The organism is Bacillus thuringiensis (assembly GCF_001182785.1).
Classification (GTDB): domain Bacteria; phylum Bacillota; class Bacilli; order Bacillales; family Bacillaceae_G; genus Bacillus_A; species Bacillus_A thuringiensis_S.
The window spans coordinates 742,501-756,981 of record NZ_CP012099.1 but is presented as its reverse complement, the minus strand read 5'-3'; the positions used below and the strand labels follow the sequence as shown (position 1 = coordinate 756,981).

Below are 14,481 nucleotides of genomic sequence, written 5' to 3'. Positions count from 1 at the left end.
CAGCCCCTTTCTAAATTGTTTTAGAAAGCAATGAATCTAGCAAGTGATTCTCCTGCCTTCCTTCTATTAAATCCGCCATATACTGACCAGAAACAGGACTTAATAAAATACCGTTTCGATAATGCCCAGTACAAGCATATAAACCTTTTATTTCTTCATGCTCTCCCATATAAGGAGCTTCGTGATTCGATTGTGGTCTTAACCCTGCCCATGTGCTTTCCCACTCTGCTTCTTTTAAAGCTGGTAATATCGTATACGCGCGTTCTAATATAGAAGTAATACTTTCTGGCTGCACAGTTTTATTAAACGTATGAGGCTTCATCGTTGCTCCAATTACGTAACGTCCGCCGCGCTTTGGTGCAATGTAAAATCTTTCTTGGAAAATAGGCGCCTTTAAAAGTTGTTTTCTGCTTCTTACCGCTACTACTTCTCCTTTAACTGGATATGTACCCCATTCGAGGTGAAAATGACGCAGTAACTTCGTGCTCCATGAACCACCCGCAATAACCACTTTCTCGCATGTGATAACCCCTTCGCTCGTCACAATTCCAGTCACTTTATTATTTTCAATACGAATATCAAACAATTCTGTCTGTTCATATATATCAGCACCCGAAAATGATGCAGAATGTGCGAATGCTTTTGTAAGCTCTGGTGCAATAACATGACCATCTTTCGGATAATATACAGCACCTATAATTGACTCAGAAAGAAATGGTTCTTTCTCTCGTAAACGATCTCCCGTTAGAAAGTAAGAATCTTCACCTGTTTTCTGCTGCCAATCCATAATGTGAAGAATTCTTTCCTTCTCCTCTTCATTTTGAGCAATGCGATAAATGCCTTTCTCTTCATATCCAATATCGATGCCTGTTTTTTCACGTAAAACTTCTGCAAGTTGTGGAAATATAGCACGGCTTTCTCTTGCAAGTTCAAATAGTGGGTCATATGCATCCCATTCTGCCTGAACCCCAAGTAAACCAGCGGCTGCTTTCGAGGCTTCAGATGCAATTCTTTGCTTCTCTATAATCGCTACTTTATGTCCTCTTTCTGCTAGAAAATGTGCAACTGAACTACCAATTACACCACCGCCAATTATCGCTACATCATACTTCTTACACATGTTTTTCCGCCCACTTTCTCATTGATTCCTTATAAGATTTAGCTTTGCTATACGGGTTACTACTACTTACTATTCCAGACATAACTGCTATACCGCTTACACCGTTAGTAAGGACATCCACTGTGTTTTCTGGAGTAATTCCTCCAATTGCTGTAATCGGTATAGATAAACACCTTGCAATGTCTGAAATTTCTTCAAGCCCTCTCGCTGGCACACCTTTTTTACAATCTGTCGGAAATACATGACCATAAACGAGTGAATCCGCTCCATTTTTAAATGCTACTATCGCTTCATCTAGCGAATGCACAGAATAACCGACATGCAAATACGAAAACTTTTCTTTCACTGACTTTACATCTGTGCTTCGATACCCTAGTTGAACACGAGGAATATTTAATAAAATTGCAATATCAATTCGATCATTTATGACAATTTTAGAAGCCGGAAAGCCTTCCATTAAAAGACTTTCCACACCTTCATATAACTCCTTCGTACTCTTCTCACGCTCACGAATATGCAAATAATCAATCTCACTCTCAATTTGCATCGCTACATTCACTAACTCTTCGAATGGCATATGGCCATTTGAGATTACGTGGAGCTCATTTTTCATATTCATTCGCCTACTTTAAAATATTTTCGAATAGTTCATCGGCTGGGACAGTTTCTTTCGTCATTCCTTTGTCCTTCAGCCATTTATTTTGTTTCTCCCAAGATTCTTTTGAATCTGATAAAAATGGCTCATCTTTCGTTTCCATCTTCTCTAATAAAATTTTCATACTTTCCTTTTCAACTTCTGGCACAAGTGGGAAGTTTTCTTTTTCTTGATGATTTAATAAAATATTCAATGCTTCATCTGGGTTTTTCTTCATGAAATCATAGCCTTTTTTCGTACCACGTAAGAAAGCTTGCAACGCTTCTTTATCTTTTTTCAACGTTTTATCACCTGTTACAAACACAAGCTCATGATAGTTCGGTACTCCGTAATCAGCTGGATTAAAGTAAGCTGGTTCATGGCCTTCATGACGCATAACCGGTACTTCATGATTAATGTATGCCCCTGTTACCGCATCCACTTTTTTCGTAATTAAGGCTGGTACTAAATCAAATCCAACATCAACTACTTTCACTGTATCAGGATTACCACCAGCTTCTTTTACCATCGTTTTTAAATACATCTCACTTAAAGGTGTTCCAGAATATCCTACTGTTTTTCCTTCTAAATCTTTCGGTGATTGAATGCCCGCTGATTTCAGCGATACGACATGATTTAATGGCGAACGTACGACAGCCCCAATTGATTTCACTGGAATTTGCTCATTTGCTCTTGCCATAACAACATCTGGCTGATAATACAAGCCAACTGTCACCTTCCCTGCTGCTGCCAATGTTAATGGATCAGTCGGATTAGAAGGGAATTTAATATTTACCTTTACACCTTCTTCTTTAAAGTATCCTTTTTCAATTGCTGCATAAATAAAGCTATGTACCGCATTTGGATACCAATCTAACATGACTGTTATTTCTTTCTCTTTTTTACTTTTGTCTGATGCTGAATTACTCGAACATCCTGCAATCATTGCAATTAATAATGTAAACACAAAGATGCGCTTTAAAAATTTCATGAATGCTTCCTCCAACTAATGAATTTCTTTTCTAATATGGAAATAAGTACGACGAAGAAAATAGCTAATAATGATAACAATACAATGGGTGCAAATACGCCAGCTCCATCTAACTGCGTCATCATTCTCTTACTGAAATATCCAAGTCCAGCTTGTGCACCGAGCCATTCTCCAATTGCTGCTCCGATAACACTAAGCGGAACTGCAATTTTTAAAGCTGAGAAAAAATAAGGAAGAGCAGACGGCAACTTTAGTTTAAGAAAAATATCTCTTTTCGTTGCTCCATATGTAACTAAGAGCTCCTCCCATTCTTTTTTCGTACTACGCAGTCCATCATATGTATTGACCGCAATCGGGAAAAACGTAATTAAAACTGTGACAACAACCTTACTCCAGATTGTGTATCCAAACCATAAAACAAATAACGGAGCAAGCGCAGTAATCGGAATCGTTTGTGAAGCAACTAATAATGGATAAAATGCTCTTTCCATCCATGTACTCGCATTCATTAACATCGCTAGCCCTACACCTAATACGATAGAAATCACAACACCTATTAAAACGACGTATAACGTTGCAGGTAAATGAACCGTAAATAATATGTCTTTTAGTTTCCATATCTTCATTACAATCGCAGACGGTGACGGTAAAATGTACATCTCATCTACAATTCTTGCTCCTATTTCCCACACAGCAAGTAAAATACTAGAAAGTGTAATAGCAGGAACTAATTCTTTCAATCGGTTCATCACACAAGTACCTGCCTTTGTAACATACTAAGAAGCTCATCTTTCAGCGCTAACACTTCCGGTTTATATAAATCTTTTCGTGTTCTGTTATGATCAAGCGGTACAATCCGCTCAGTCAAAGTCGTTATCGGCTGCTGTTCCACTACTAAAACTCGGTTCGAAAGAAATAACGCTTCTTCAACATCATGAGTAATGAATAAAATTGTTTTTTCCCACTCTTGCCATTGTTCAAACAACCATTCTTGTAAAGAGGCCTTCGTTAAAGCATCTAACGCGCTAAACGGTTCATCTAATAACAATATCTCCCCGCCCGTTAATAAAGTTCGGATAAAAGATACGCGTTGCCTCATACCACCAGATAAATCTTTCGGATGTTTTGTCTCATATCCTTGTAAACCAAATTTATATAACAGTTCCTTTGCCTTTACTTGTGCTTCTTTCTTCTGTACACCTTGGCACTCTAGCGGCAAGGCGGCATTCTCAATAATTGTTCTCCACGGCAAAAGCATATCTTTTTGCGGCATATACCCTACAGGATGGTGCTTTGTTTCTGTCAGTTCTATCTGTCCAGTACTTACCTTCTCTAGGCCTGTAATAAGGCGAAATAAAGTACTTTTCCCACATCCACTCGGTCCGATAATACTGACAAACTCTTTCTCATGTATAGAAGCATTTAATTCATGGATGATTGGTTTCTCATCGTAATGAAAAGAAACATTATGAAACTGTAGTATGTTCTTCCTCCTCAAATCCCCACATCTCCTTACGATAGGACATATCCCAGAATAAATATTCAAATCGACTGGAATATAAGAAAATCTCCTCTAATCTATCTAGTTCTTTCTCAGACTTTCCAACTGCCATTTCATTTAATAAATCTATTAACCAAATACAAAGATTACCGTATTCTTCCGAACTATATCCTTGAATCCACTCACCAAAAAACTCATGATCTCTTGCTCCAGGAATATCATTTAAACGCTTTCCAATTTCCCAGTAGCTCCACATACAAGGAAGAAGCGCTGCTATTAATTCCGCAAGTGTGCCATTTTGAGATACAGACATCATGTAATTTGTATAAGCTAAATTTTTAGCAGATGGTTTCGCAGACTCTATCTCCTCTATAGAAATTCCAAGTCTTTTTGCATATTGTTTATGGATTGTCATTTCGCCATTTAATATTCCATCAATTTGTTCAGCGAACTTTCCCATTACTTGTGGATTCGTTGCTTTTACAACACCAATCGCATATAACTTTGCATAATCTAGCAGATATAAATAATCTTGAATAATATAATACTGGAATTTATCTTTTTCTAACGTGCCATCTCCCATACCCACTACAAACGGATGATTATGACTCATCTCCCAAACTGGTTGCACAGTTTCTAATAATCTATCGCAAAATTTCATTTCTCTATCCCCTTTCAATATATGTATCTAAATAAAAAACCACTTCTATATATAAGAAGTGGTTACAGCAAATAAAATTATACATTTATTCGATGTTCCACTTCCCTTCGCTAGTATTACCTAGATCAGGTGTTATAAGGGTTAAGGATTATTCCTCTCTCAGCAAATCAAGCACCCCTAGTGGTTTCAATATGAAATTTTCAAATAAAAAAGCCCCGTTTCTATACGCAAAGAAACGGGGACTCATTGTTAGTGTCCGAATTGCTTCCCTACGCTAGCATAATCTAGATCAGGTAATAAAAAGGATCAAAGGCTTACGGCCTACTCTCAGCTGGCAACACCAGCTCTCCTAGCAAACTATAAAATTATCACTGTCAGTATAACACCCTAATAAGACATCATCAACTGTTTTAATTTTCTTAATTATCAACAAAATATTGAAGTTATAAAATACATACATTCTATTTTAGAAAATAAAACCCCAATTAATTGTATAAAAGGGAATCATTATCCTCAAAAAATTTATTTTTATATTGATTTCATATTACATTTATGTGAATACACCCACTATATTATATCTTTATACTATAATAAAATTACAACTATACAACTAGAGGAGGTCTCTATTCCATGAATATGAAAGCTACTGCTTTAACAGCAACTACTGTAGCGATTGCTTCTTTACTTCCTTCTATGGGTGAAACAAATGTACAAAAAGCAAACGCTGAACAATTATCTAATATTAAAACTGGGTATGTCAAAGTCGATCAAGTAGCATTACATACAAAAGATAACGTAAAAAGCACATCAATTGATACAATTCGCTTTAATACAAAAGTGAACATCCTTGAAACAACTAATGGTTGGTATAAAGTATCTGTTCATAATAAAGTAGGTTATGTACAAAAAGATGCTATTTTACTAAAAAACAAACTTCAATCTAATGATCAATACATCGTCAATGCTAATGCATTAAACGTTCGCTCTGAACCTAATTTAGAATCTTCCATTTTAGATGTATTACCAAATGGCAAGTTCATTACCGTTCAAGAAGATCAAGGCGAATGGTATAAAATATCACACAATGGCCAAACAGGTTACGTACAAAAAGCATTCGTTTCTAATGGTTCACAGCCCTTAGTAAAAGGAATCACCGTTCAAAATAATACAAAATATACTGTTGCAACACCTAATCTGAATGTACGTAGCAACACTAGTACAAGTAGCGCTCTACTCGGTTCATTACAAAACGGTACACAAGTACAAGTAGTAGAAACTGTAGGAACTTGGTATAAAATTCGTTTTGGCACAGGATACGGATATGTAGCAAAACACTATGTAGTACAAAATCAACCACAAGCTAAAACAGAGCAACCTTCATCTATTCCAGCTGCTTTCAAATTCCCTGCTCAAGGAAGAATTAGCTCAACCTTTGATATACGCTGGGAACAAATGCATTATGGTATAGATATTGCCGCTCCAGGGAACGTCTCTATCCAAGCTGCTGCTGCAGGTAAAGTTGTGAAATCTTATTATTCAGCTAGCTATGGAAATGTTGTGTTCATTGCGCATCAAATCAATGGGAAATTATATACAACTGTTTATGCCCATATGAAGGATCGCACTGTACAAACTGGTGATCAAGTACAAACTGGACAATTAGTAGGTCATATGGGAAACACAGGTCATTCATACGGGCAACATCTTCATTTTGAATTACATAATGGAGAATGGAATTTTGAAAAAACAAATGCAGTAAATCCACTGCCATATTTAGTTAGGTAAATTGTATGCCACGCAATATACCTCTTATAATTGAATACGTAGCCTTTTTAGGTTTAATCTGTTGTTTAATCATTTACAATACAAACATTGTATTTTTATCTATTATTATTGCTTTTGTTGCATTAGAAATTATGATGGAATCATTTCAAGTACAACTAAAACAAAAAATTGCCCATATTTATAATGCTATTTTTCTTTTGAGTGCTCTCATAACAAATATAATTAGTAATGGCTTTTATTTATCTACTGTATTTCCAGTATTCTTTATGGCTGTTTTGTTATTTGTAGCTAGATATATTAATGTCCCTTATAACCAAAAACAAAAACAAGAAGCTTAGAAAGAGGAGACACTGTGTACCAATCTTTCAAAGATACTCCAATAAAATACATATTGAATTTGTATGAAAAAGCTAATACTTTTTTTGGTATACAAGGAAGTTACACTGCACAACTTCTCCTATATGGAATGTTGTTTCTTGTCTTAATCACTTTCTCCTTGTTTTACTAACAAAAAAGGATCTCACATAAACCGGAGATCCTTTTTAATTTATATTAATTTTTCATATCGAAAATATTGTTTATCCACAAGCATATTTTTCATAAATAAAGCTCAAATTATATTTTTTCTCTAAGCTCATTCGTTGTTCATCATCGCACCAATAGAAAAGAATATCATGAATCGTTGCGTAACGCTTATTTTTAAGAAATAGCCTAAAGAATGATGGTAAACAATCATGTAATTGTATAAATATATAATTGCGTAGTGTTTCTTCTTTATATTCAATGCCCTTACAAATATACAGTAACTCTTCACAATAATATGCATGCTGTGGAACTTGTATCATTTCGAAAAATGGCACATAAGATAGTAGCTTTCCAATAAAATGACCATATCGATCCATTACTCCTATCGTCATATGCTCCATCATTTCTTTCATCACATATAAATAATCATCTACATGAGTTGTCTTTAACGGGTCTAAGCGATCGGAAATTTGAGATAATACAGCTCTTTGACATGCTAAAACTGCCTGACTAGGCCCATAATATGATAGGAAATCTGTACACTTGCGATATTTCCGTAATAAATCATGTGTATATAAATCATATACAAAAGTATTACAATACATTGCTAAACTCATCATATCACTATTTAATTGCTCTTTTGATAATGATTTTGCTCTCTTGCACATATAAAAGAATGTAAATTCCAATACTTCTTTATGAGATAATAAATGTTTACAATCTGTTATACATTTTTCATTAAATTTAACTCTATCCCAAATTTTAATATCTCTATCTGTCAATTCGCCGATACGATATTTAATAATTAAATAGTTTAAAGCAACTGATTGCGTCAAAAGATCCCATGTTTCATATTCCAATGAAGTATGAACAAACTCAGCTAATCCTTGTGCTATCATAAAAGCATTTGCTTCTTCATACCAACCAATCTCTTGGCATAAGCGAAGAATACGCACTAAAGTTGGAATTTCATCTTTATGAAACTGCGGTAAATTCTTTACTTTATTCATGCCATATACAATAAATGCGGCTAAATTTTCTTCTTTATAAAATTCTTTCTCTTTCCATACTAATATAGTTCGTTCTTTCCCCTCACCTTTTGGGTGACAAGGTACAAGCAAAGAAAATAATTCAGCGAAATTATTTGGTTCTATATATGTATCTGTAACCAAATTCCAATTTGGATCGCCCTGTACAGCCTTCATATAATTCCCCTTCCCTTTCATCTATGTAGGAAATATTAAGTTATTATCGCACCATTAAAAATTAATATTGTTATATTCAAAATCTCTCATAATACTTATATCTATCAGTATATCATCTTTTCTCTTATTAAAAATTAAGAATAACAAATTTTAAAAAACTGTCGAAATTATTAACCATATACTTATTATATAATGTCTCAGATACATCACGCTAACATATTAGTTTAATCCATATATGCTAGAATAATGCATCTGAATTTTATATATAGTTTAGCTCTTTATGAGTAACCATTAAAATCTCGGTTAATTAAAGTTTCAATTTACTCTGTACGCTCTGAAATTTCGCTCAAGGCAAATCCAGCTTGATCATCTGCCGATTCCCTTATAGCTAAATCTCCTAGTGCTAACATACCAATAAGCTGACCACTATCAACTACTGGTAACCGTCTAATTTGATACTGTGCCATTAGCTCTGTAGCTTTTTCAATAGGATCATTTGGAGAAACTGAGATAATATTTGTTGTCATTACATTTGTAATTTTATTAGATCCAGGATGTTTTTCAGCAATCCCTCGAACAACTAAATCTCGATCAGTAACAAGCCCAACAACTTGCTCATTTTCAACAACAGGAATTAATCCAACCGATTCTTCCTTCATTTTTACAGCTGCCTCATATACATTGTCTAGCGGTGTACAATGTACAATATGGGTACTCATTAAGTCTCTAACTCGTGTCATTATTTATTTCCTCCTTTTTATACATACCATAGCTTTTCCAAAATCCCTTTATTTATTTCTGGAAAGTAACATGATAAAAAGGATCAACAAAATAAAAAAGAGCCAGCATAATGCTGACTCTTTTTTTTATGACCCGTACGGGATTCGAACCCGTGTTACCGCCGTGAAAGGGCGGTGTCTTAACCACTTGACCAACGGGCCATGGCTCCGCAGGTAGGACTCGAACCTACGACCGATCGGTTAACAGCCGATAGCTCTACCACTGAGCTACTGCGGAATAATATATGGTGGGCCTAAATGGACTCGAACCATCGACCTCACGCTTATCAGGCGTGCGCTCTAACCAGCTGAGCTATAGGCCCATATACTTTACAGGGGCAGTAGGAATCGAACCCACACTGGAGGTTTTGGAGACCTCAGTTCTACCTTTAAACTATGCCCCTAAATGATGCCGGCTAGAGGACTTGAACCCCCAACCTACTGATTACAAGTCAGTTGCTCTACCAATTGAGCTAAGCCGGCATAAAAAAAATGGTGGCTCGGGACGGAATCGAACCGCCGACACGAGGATTTTCAGTCCTCTGCTCTACCGACTGAGCTACCGAGCCAACATAAATGGCGGTCCCGACCGGGGTCGAACCGGCGATCTCCTGCGTGACAGGCAGGCATGTTAACCACTACACCACGGGACCATTTGGTTGCGGGGACAGGATTTGAACCTGCGACCTTCGGGTTATGAGCCCGACGAGCTACCGTGCTGCTCCACCCCGCGACAATATGAAATTAAAAAATGGAGGAGGTAGAGGGATTCGAACCCCCGCGCGACTCTCGCCGCCTGTCGGTTTTCAAGACCGATCCCTTCAGCCGAACTTGGGTATACCTCCATGAAGGAAAAAATAAATATTTTATTATTATATGTCTAAATCATAAAAAAAATGGAGGAGGTAGAGGGATTCGAACCCCCGCGCGATTCTCACCGCCTGTCGGTTTTCAAGACCGATCCCTTCAGCCGAACTTGGGTATACCTCCGAGACATATATTAAATAAAGTGGAGCCTAGCGGGATCGAACCGCTGACCTCCTGCGTGCAAGGCAGGCGCTCTCCCAGCTGAGCTAAGGCCCCATGTTTTTTTGAATATCGGGAAGACAGGATTTGAACCTGCGACCCCCTGGTCCCAAACCAGGTGCTCTACCAAGCTGAGCCACTTCCCGTTAATAAAAGCGCGCCCGAGAGGAGTCGAACCCCTAACCTCTTGATCCGTAGTCAAACGCTCTATCCAATTGAGCTACGGGCGCATATGGTGCCGAGGGCGGGGGTCGAACCCGCACGGTGGTCACCCACCGCAGGATTTTAAGTCCTGTGCGTCTGCCTGTTCCGCCACCCCGGCATGTCATATTGAAAATTGGAGCGGAAGACGGGATTCGAACCCGCGACCCCAACCTTGGCAAGGTTGTATTCTACCACTGAACTACTTCCGCAAGACATGTATGAGTTATTTTATTAAAAGTGCGGGTGAAGGGAGTCGAACCCCCACGCCAAAGGCGCTAGATCCTAAGTCTAGTGCGTCTGCCAATTCCGCCACACCCGCATGTTTTATTAAAAATGGTGAGCCATGAAGGATTCGAACCTTCGACCCTCTGATTAAAAGTCAGATGCTCTACCAACTGAGCTAATGGCTCTTAATGGCTGGGCTAGCTGGATTCGAACCAGCGCATGACGGAGTCAAAGTCCGTTGCCTTACCGCTTGGCTATAGCCCATTAATTAAGAATGGTGGAGGGGGGCAGATTCGAACTGCCGAACCCGAAGGAGCGGATTTACAGTCCGCCGCGTTTAGCCACTTCGCTACCCCTCCGACATATATGGTGGAGGATGACGGGATCGAACCGCCGACCCCCTGCTTGTAAGGCAGGTGCTCTCCCAGCTGAGCTAATCCTCCATTTTGCCTGGCAACGTCCTACTCTCACAGGGACAAGGTCCCAACTACCATCGGCGCTAGAGAGCTTAACTTCCGTGTTCGGTATGGGAACGGGTGTGACCTCTCTGCCATCATTACCAGACATTATTCTTTTGAGACAATCATTATTATAACTTATTTACTTTAAAAGTCAACAAGTTTTTTATGTTCTCTCAAAACTAGATAACATTTGCTTCATATTATATGGTTAAGTCCTCGATCTATTAGTATTCGTCAGCTCCACATGTCACCATGCTTCCACCTCGAACCTATCAACCTGATCATCTTTCAGGGATCTTACTAGCTTACGCTATGGGAAATCTCATCTTGAGGGGGGCTTCATGCTTAGATGCTTTCAGCACTTATCCCTTCCGCACATAGCTACCCAGCTATGCCCTTGGCAGAACAACTGGTACACCAGCGGTGCGTCCATCCCGGTCCTCTCGTACTAAGGACAGCTCCTCTCAAATTTCCTACGCCCACGACGGATAGGGACCGAACTGTCTCACGACGTTCTGAACCCAGCTCGCGTACCGCTTTAATGGGCGAACAGCCCAACCCTTGGGACCGACTACAGCCCCAGGATGCGATGAGCCGACATCGAGGTGCCAAACCTCCCCGTCGATGTGGACTCTTGGGGGAGATAAGCCTGTTATCCCCGGGGTAGCTTTTATCCGTTGAGCGATGGCCCTTCCATGCGGAACCACCGGATCACTAAGCCCGACTTTCGTCCCTGCTCGACTTGTAGGTCTCGCAGTCAAGCTCCCTTATGCCTTTGCACTCTACGAATGATTTCCAACCATTCTGAGGGAACCTTTGGGCGCCTCCGTTACACTTTAGGAGGCGACCGCCCCAGTCAAACTGCCCACCTGACACTGTCTCCCGGGTCGATAAGACCCGTAGGTTAGAATTTCAATACAGTCAGGGCGGTATCCCACCAGCGCCTCCACCGAAGCTAGCGCTCCGGTTTCAATGGCTCCCGCCTATCCTGTACAAACTGTACCAAAATTCAATATCAGGCTACAGTAAAGCTCCACGGGGTCTTTCCGTCCTGTCGCGGGTAACCTGCATCTTCACAGGTACTATAATTTCACCGAGTCTCTGGTTGAGACAGTGCCCAAATCGTTACACCTTTCGTGCGGGTCGGAACTTACCCGACAAGGAATTTCGCTACCTTAGGACCGTTATAGTTACGGCCGCCGTTTACTGGGGCTTCAGTTCAGAGCTTCGCTTACGCTAACCCCTCTCCTTAACCTTCCAGCACCGGGCAGGTGTCACCCCCTATACTTCGCCTTACGGCTTCGCAGAGAGCTGTGTTTTTGCTAAACAGTCGCTTGGGCCTATTCACTGCGGCTTTCCGTTAAGAAAGCACCCCTTCTCCCGAAGTTACGGGGTCATTTTGCCGAGTTCCTTAACCAGAGTTCTCTCGCACACCTTAGGATTCTCTCCTCGCCTACCTGTGTCGGTTTGCGGTACAGGCACCTTTTATCTCGCTAGAAGCTTTTCTTGGCAGCGGGGAATCAAAGACTTCGCTCCATAAGGAGCTTCCCCATCACAGCTCAGCCTTCACGATAAGCGGATTTGCCTACTTATCAGCCTAACTGCTTGGACGTGCACAACCAATCGCACGCTTCTTCTATCCTTCTGCGTCCCTCCATTGCTCAAACGATAAAGAGGTGGTACAGGAATATCAACCTGTTGTCCATCGCCTACGCCTGTCGGCCTCGGCTTAGGTCCTGACTAACCCTGAGCGGACGAGCCTTCCTCAGGAAACCTTAGGCATTCGGTGGACGGGATTCTCACCCGTCTTTCGCTACTCATACCGGCATTCTCACTTCTAAGCGCTCCACCAGTCCTTCCGGTCTGACTTCACTGCACTTAGAACGCTCCCCTACCATTGATACCATTGGTATCAATTCGCAGCTTCGGTGGTGTATTTAGCCCCGGTACATTTTCGGCGCAGAGTCACTCGACTAGTGAGCTATTACGCACTCTTTAAATGGTGGCTGCTTCTAAGCCAACATCCTAGTTGTCTAAGCAACTCCACATCCTTTTCCACTTAATACACACTTTGGGACCTTAGCTGGCGATCTGGGCTGTTTCCCTCTTGACTACGGATCTTATCACTCGCAGTCTGACTCCTAAGGATAAGTCATTGGCATTCGGAGTTTGACTGAATTCGGTAATCCGATGAGGACCCCTAGTTCAATCAGTGCTCTACCTCCAAGACTCTTACACTTAAGGCTAGCCCTAAAGCTATTTCGGGGAGAACCAGCTATCTCCAGGTTCGATTGGAATTTCTCCGCTACCCACACCTCATCCCCGCACTTTTCAACGTGCGTGGGTTCGGGCCTCCATTCAGTGTTACCTGAACTTCACCCTGGACATGGGTAGATCACCTGGTTTCGGGTCTACGACCACGTACTAAACGCCCTATTCAGACTCGCTTTCGCTGCGGCTCCGCCTCTTCAGCTTAACCTCGCACGGGATCGTAACTCGCCGGTTCATTCTACAAAAGGCACGCCATCACCCATTAACGGGCTCTGACTATTTGTAGGCACACGGTTTCAGGATCTCTTTCACTCCCCTTCCGGGGTGCTTTTCACCTTTCCCTCACGGTACTGGTTCACTATCGATCACTAGGGAGTATTTAGCCTTGGGAGATGGTCCTCCCAGATTCCGACGGAATTTCACGTGTTCCGCCGTACTCAGGATACATTCAAGAGAGAACGAAGTTTCGACTACGGGGTTGTTACCCTCTACGACGGACCTTTCCAGGTCGCTTCGTCTACCTCGTTCCTTTGTAACTCCGTATAGAATGTCCTACAACCCCAAGAGGCAAGCCTCTTGGTTTGGGCTATGTTCCGTTTCGCTCGCCGCTACTCAGGAAATCGCATTTGCTTTCTCTTCCTCCAGGTACTTAGATGTTTCAGTTCCCTGGGTCTGTCTTCCATACCCTATGTATTCAGGTAAGGATACCATACCATTACGTATAGTGGGTTTCCCCATTCGGAAATCTTCGGATCAAAGCTTACTTACAGCTCCCCGAAGCATATCGGCGTTAGTCCCGTCCTTCATCGACTCCTAGTGTCAAGGCATCCACCGTGCGCCCTTTCTAACTTAACCAAACTAAAATTAAAAAAATATGAGCTACACTGTTATCTAGTTTTCAAAGAACATACATTTATATATGAGAGATAGTTCTCTCAAAACTGAACAAAACGAAACACGGAAACTTATATTGATGAACAGCGTTCATCAATTCTCCATAGAAAGGAGGTGATCCAGCCGCACCTTCCGATACGGCTACCTTGTTACGACTTCACCCCAATCATCTGTCCCACCTTAGGCGGCTGGCTCCATA

General features: G+C 40.6%; 10 protein-coding genes, 20 tRNA genes, 3 rRNA genes and 2 riboswitches (1 of these 35 only partly in view). Of the genes, 2 read left to right on the top strand and 31 right to left on the bottom strand.

The features are described from left to right. Positions 1 to 10: 10 nt before the first annotated feature. Genes thiO through tenA form a run of 6 tightly spaced genes read right to left on the bottom strand, consistent with a single transcriptional unit; the run spans position 11 to position 4,907 of the window. Positions 11 to 1,120, bottom strand: coding sequence for a glycine oxidase ThiO (gene thiO, locus AC241_RS03910; protein ID WP_050842601.1), 1,110 nt, complete (start codon positions 1,118 to 1,120; stop codon positions 11 to 13). Further along, on the bottom strand, positions 1,113 to 1,733 hold the full coding sequence (gene tenI / locus AC241_RS03905) for a thiazole tautomerase TenI (RefSeq protein WP_050842599.1): 621 nt from the start codon (positions 1,731 to 1,733) through the stop codon (positions 1,113 to 1,115). The genes thiO and tenI overlap by 8 nt, the downstream gene beginning before the upstream one ends. Before the next feature lie 10 nt (positions 1,734 to 1,743). Next, on the bottom strand, positions 1,744 to 2,745 hold the full coding sequence (locus tag AC241_RS03900) for an ABC transporter substrate-binding protein (RefSeq protein ID WP_000670421.1): 1,002 nt from the start codon (positions 2,743 to 2,745) through the stop codon (positions 1,744 to 1,746). Beyond that, positions 2,742 to 3,494: an ABC transporter permease gene (locus AC241_RS03895; RefSeq protein WP_001080857.1), complete on the bottom strand. Its 753-nt coding sequence runs from the start codon at positions 3,492 to 3,494 to the stop codon at positions 2,742 to 2,744. The genes AC241_RS03900 and AC241_RS03895 overlap by 4 nt, the downstream gene beginning before the upstream one ends. After that, the gene (locus tag AC241_RS03890; protein ID WP_029441653.1) at positions 3,494 to 4,243 is read right to left on the bottom strand and encodes an ABC transporter ATP-binding protein; all 750 of its coding nucleotides are present in this window, start codon (positions 4,241 to 4,243) and stop codon (positions 3,494 to 3,496) included. The genes AC241_RS03895 and AC241_RS03890 overlap by 1 nt, the downstream gene beginning before the upstream one ends. Further along, positions 4,212 to 4,907, bottom strand: a complete 696-nt coding sequence (tenA, locus tag AC241_RS03885; RefSeq protein ID WP_050842597.1) for a thiaminase II — start codon at positions 4,905 to 4,907, stop codon at positions 4,212 to 4,214. The genes AC241_RS03890 and tenA overlap by 32 nt, the downstream gene beginning before the upstream one ends. Positions 4,908 to 4,992: 85 nt before the next feature. Continuing rightward, a riboswitch (TPP riboswitch) is annotated at positions 4,993 to 5,096 on the bottom strand. A gap of 60 nt (positions 5,097 to 5,156) precedes the next feature. Then, a riboswitch (TPP riboswitch) is annotated at positions 5,157 to 5,268 on the bottom strand. A gap of 269 nt (positions 5,269 to 5,537) precedes the next feature. Here tenA and AC241_RS03880 point away from each other — a divergent pair. Then, entirely contained in the window at positions 5,538 to 6,692 is a 1,155-nt protein-coding gene (locus AC241_RS03880) for an SH3 domain-containing protein (protein ID WP_016082799.1), read from the top strand. Between the two features lie 5 nt (positions 6,693 to 6,697). Then, positions 6,698 to 7,030: a hypothetical protein gene (locus AC241_RS03875; RefSeq protein WP_001137823.1), complete on the top strand. Its 333-nt coding sequence runs from the start codon at positions 6,698 to 6,700 to the stop codon at positions 7,028 to 7,030. 240 nt (positions 7,031 to 7,270) lie between these two features. Here the strand turns inward: AC241_RS03875 and AC241_RS03865 are convergent, their stop codons facing one another. From AC241_RS03865 to AC241_RS03745, 25 genes are all read right to left on the bottom strand, one after another. Continuing rightward, positions 7,271 to 8,422 (bottom strand): DUF3965 domain-containing protein, encoded by a 1,152-nt coding sequence (locus AC241_RS03865; protein ID WP_029441651.1) that lies wholly within the window; start codon positions 8,420 to 8,422, stop codon positions 7,271 to 7,273. Between the two features lie 320 nt (positions 8,423 to 8,742). Then, on the bottom strand, positions 8,743 to 9,162 hold the full coding sequence (locus tag AC241_RS03860; RefSeq protein WP_016082802.1) for a CBS domain-containing protein: 420 nt from the start codon (positions 9,160 to 9,162) through the stop codon (positions 8,743 to 8,745). A 129-nt stretch (positions 9,163 to 9,291) separates the two neighbouring features. After that, positions 9,292 to 9,363 (bottom strand) — tRNA-Glu (locus tag AC241_RS03855). Between the two features lies 1 nt (position 9,364). After that, positions 9,365 to 9,439 (bottom strand) — tRNA-Asn (locus AC241_RS03850). 8 nt (positions 9,440 to 9,447) lie between these two features. Next, positions 9,448 to 9,524, bottom strand: a tRNA-Ile gene (locus AC241_RS03845). 10 nt (positions 9,525 to 9,534) lie between these two features. After that, a tRNA-Trp gene (locus AC241_RS03840) sits at positions 9,535 to 9,605 on the bottom strand. A 6-nt stretch (positions 9,606 to 9,611) separates the two neighbouring features. After that, positions 9,612 to 9,684 (bottom strand) — tRNA-Thr (locus tag AC241_RS03835). Positions 9,685 to 9,694: 10 nt separating this feature from the next. Beyond that, a tRNA-Phe gene (locus AC241_RS03830) sits at positions 9,695 to 9,770 on the bottom strand. 8 nt (positions 9,771 to 9,778) lie between these two features. After that, a tRNA-Asp gene (locus AC241_RS03825) sits at positions 9,779 to 9,854 on the bottom strand. Positions 9,855 to 9,857: 3 nt separating this feature from the next. After that, positions 9,858 to 9,934, bottom strand: a tRNA-Met gene (locus tag AC241_RS03820). 19 nt (positions 9,935 to 9,953) lie between these two features. Beyond that, positions 9,954 to 10,046: transfer RNA gene (locus tag AC241_RS03815), tRNA-Ser, on the bottom strand. Between the two features lie 52 nt (positions 10,047 to 10,098). Beyond that, positions 10,099 to 10,191, bottom strand: a tRNA-Ser gene (locus AC241_RS03810). Positions 10,192 to 10,211: 20 nt separating this feature from the next. Next, positions 10,212 to 10,284 (bottom strand) — tRNA-Ala (locus AC241_RS03805). 15 nt (positions 10,285 to 10,299) lie between these two features. Further along, positions 10,300 to 10,373 (bottom strand) — tRNA-Pro (locus AC241_RS03800). Positions 10,374 to 10,383: 10 nt separating this feature from the next. Further along, positions 10,384 to 10,457, bottom strand: a tRNA-Arg gene (locus AC241_RS03795). Between the two features lie 3 nt (positions 10,458 to 10,460). Further along, a tRNA-Leu gene (locus AC241_RS03790) sits at positions 10,461 to 10,549 on the bottom strand. 16 nt (positions 10,550 to 10,565) lie between these two features. Next, positions 10,566 to 10,640: transfer RNA gene (locus AC241_RS03785), tRNA-Gly, on the bottom strand. Positions 10,641 to 10,669: 29 nt separating this feature from the next. Then, positions 10,670 to 10,750 (bottom strand) — tRNA-Leu (locus AC241_RS03780). A gap of 15 nt (positions 10,751 to 10,765) precedes the next feature. After that, positions 10,766 to 10,841 (bottom strand) — tRNA-Lys (locus tag AC241_RS03775). A gap of 4 nt (positions 10,842 to 10,845) precedes the next feature. Continuing rightward, positions 10,846 to 10,920 (bottom strand) — tRNA-Gln (locus AC241_RS03770). 11 nt (positions 10,921 to 10,931) lie between these two features. Further along, positions 10,932 to 11,015 (bottom strand) — tRNA-Tyr (locus tag AC241_RS03765). 8 nt (positions 11,016 to 11,023) lie between these two features. Beyond that, a tRNA-Val gene (locus AC241_RS03760) sits at positions 11,024 to 11,099 on the bottom strand. 5 nt (positions 11,100 to 11,104) lie between these two features. After that, positions 11,105 to 11,220 (bottom strand): 5S ribosomal RNA (gene rrf / locus AC241_RS03755). Between the two features lie 101 nt (positions 11,221 to 11,321). Beyond that, positions 11,322 to 14,243: ribosomal RNA gene (locus AC241_RS03750) — 23S ribosomal RNA — on the bottom strand. Between the two features lie 146 nt (positions 14,244 to 14,389). Beyond that, positions 14,390 to 14,481 (bottom strand): 16S ribosomal RNA (locus AC241_RS03745); it runs 1,460 nt beyond the window's last position. The 16S, 23S and 5S rRNA genes sit together here with 20 tRNA genes alongside, the layout of an rRNA operon.

Bases quoted from the DNA above. Each gene is read 5' to 3' on its own strand.
- thiO (WP_050842601.1), bottom strand. From the start codon at position 1,120: ATGTGTAAGAAGTATGATGTAGCGATAATTGGCGGTGGTGTAATTGGT.
- tenI (WP_050842599.1), bottom strand. From the start codon at position 1,733: ATGAAAAATGAGCTCCACGTAATCTCAAATGGCCATATGCCATTCGAA.
- AC241_RS03900 (WP_000670421.1), bottom strand. From the start codon at position 2,745: ATGAAATTTTTAAAGCGCATCTTTGTGTTTACATTATTAATTGCAATG.
- AC241_RS03895 (WP_001080857.1), bottom strand. From the start codon at position 3,494: ATGAACCGATTGAAAGAATTAGTTCCTGCTATTACACTTTCTAGTATT.
- tenA (WP_050842597.1), bottom strand. From the start codon at position 4,907: ATGAAATTTTGCGATAGATTATTAGAAACTGTGCAACCAGTTTGGGAG.
- AC241_RS03880 (WP_016082799.1), top strand. From the start codon at position 5,538: ATGAATATGAAAGCTACTGCTTTAACAGCAACTACTGTAGCGATTGCT.
- AC241_RS03875 (WP_001137823.1), top strand. From the start codon at position 6,698: ATGCCACGCAATATACCTCTTATAATTGAATACGTAGCCTTTTTAGGT.
- AC241_RS03865 (WP_029441651.1), bottom strand. From the start codon at position 8,422: ATGAAGGCTGTACAGGGCGATCCAAATTGGAATTTGGTTACAGATACA.
- AC241_RS03860 (WP_016082802.1), bottom strand. From the start codon at position 9,162: ATGACACGAGTTAGAGACTTAATGAGTACCCATATTGTACATTGTACA.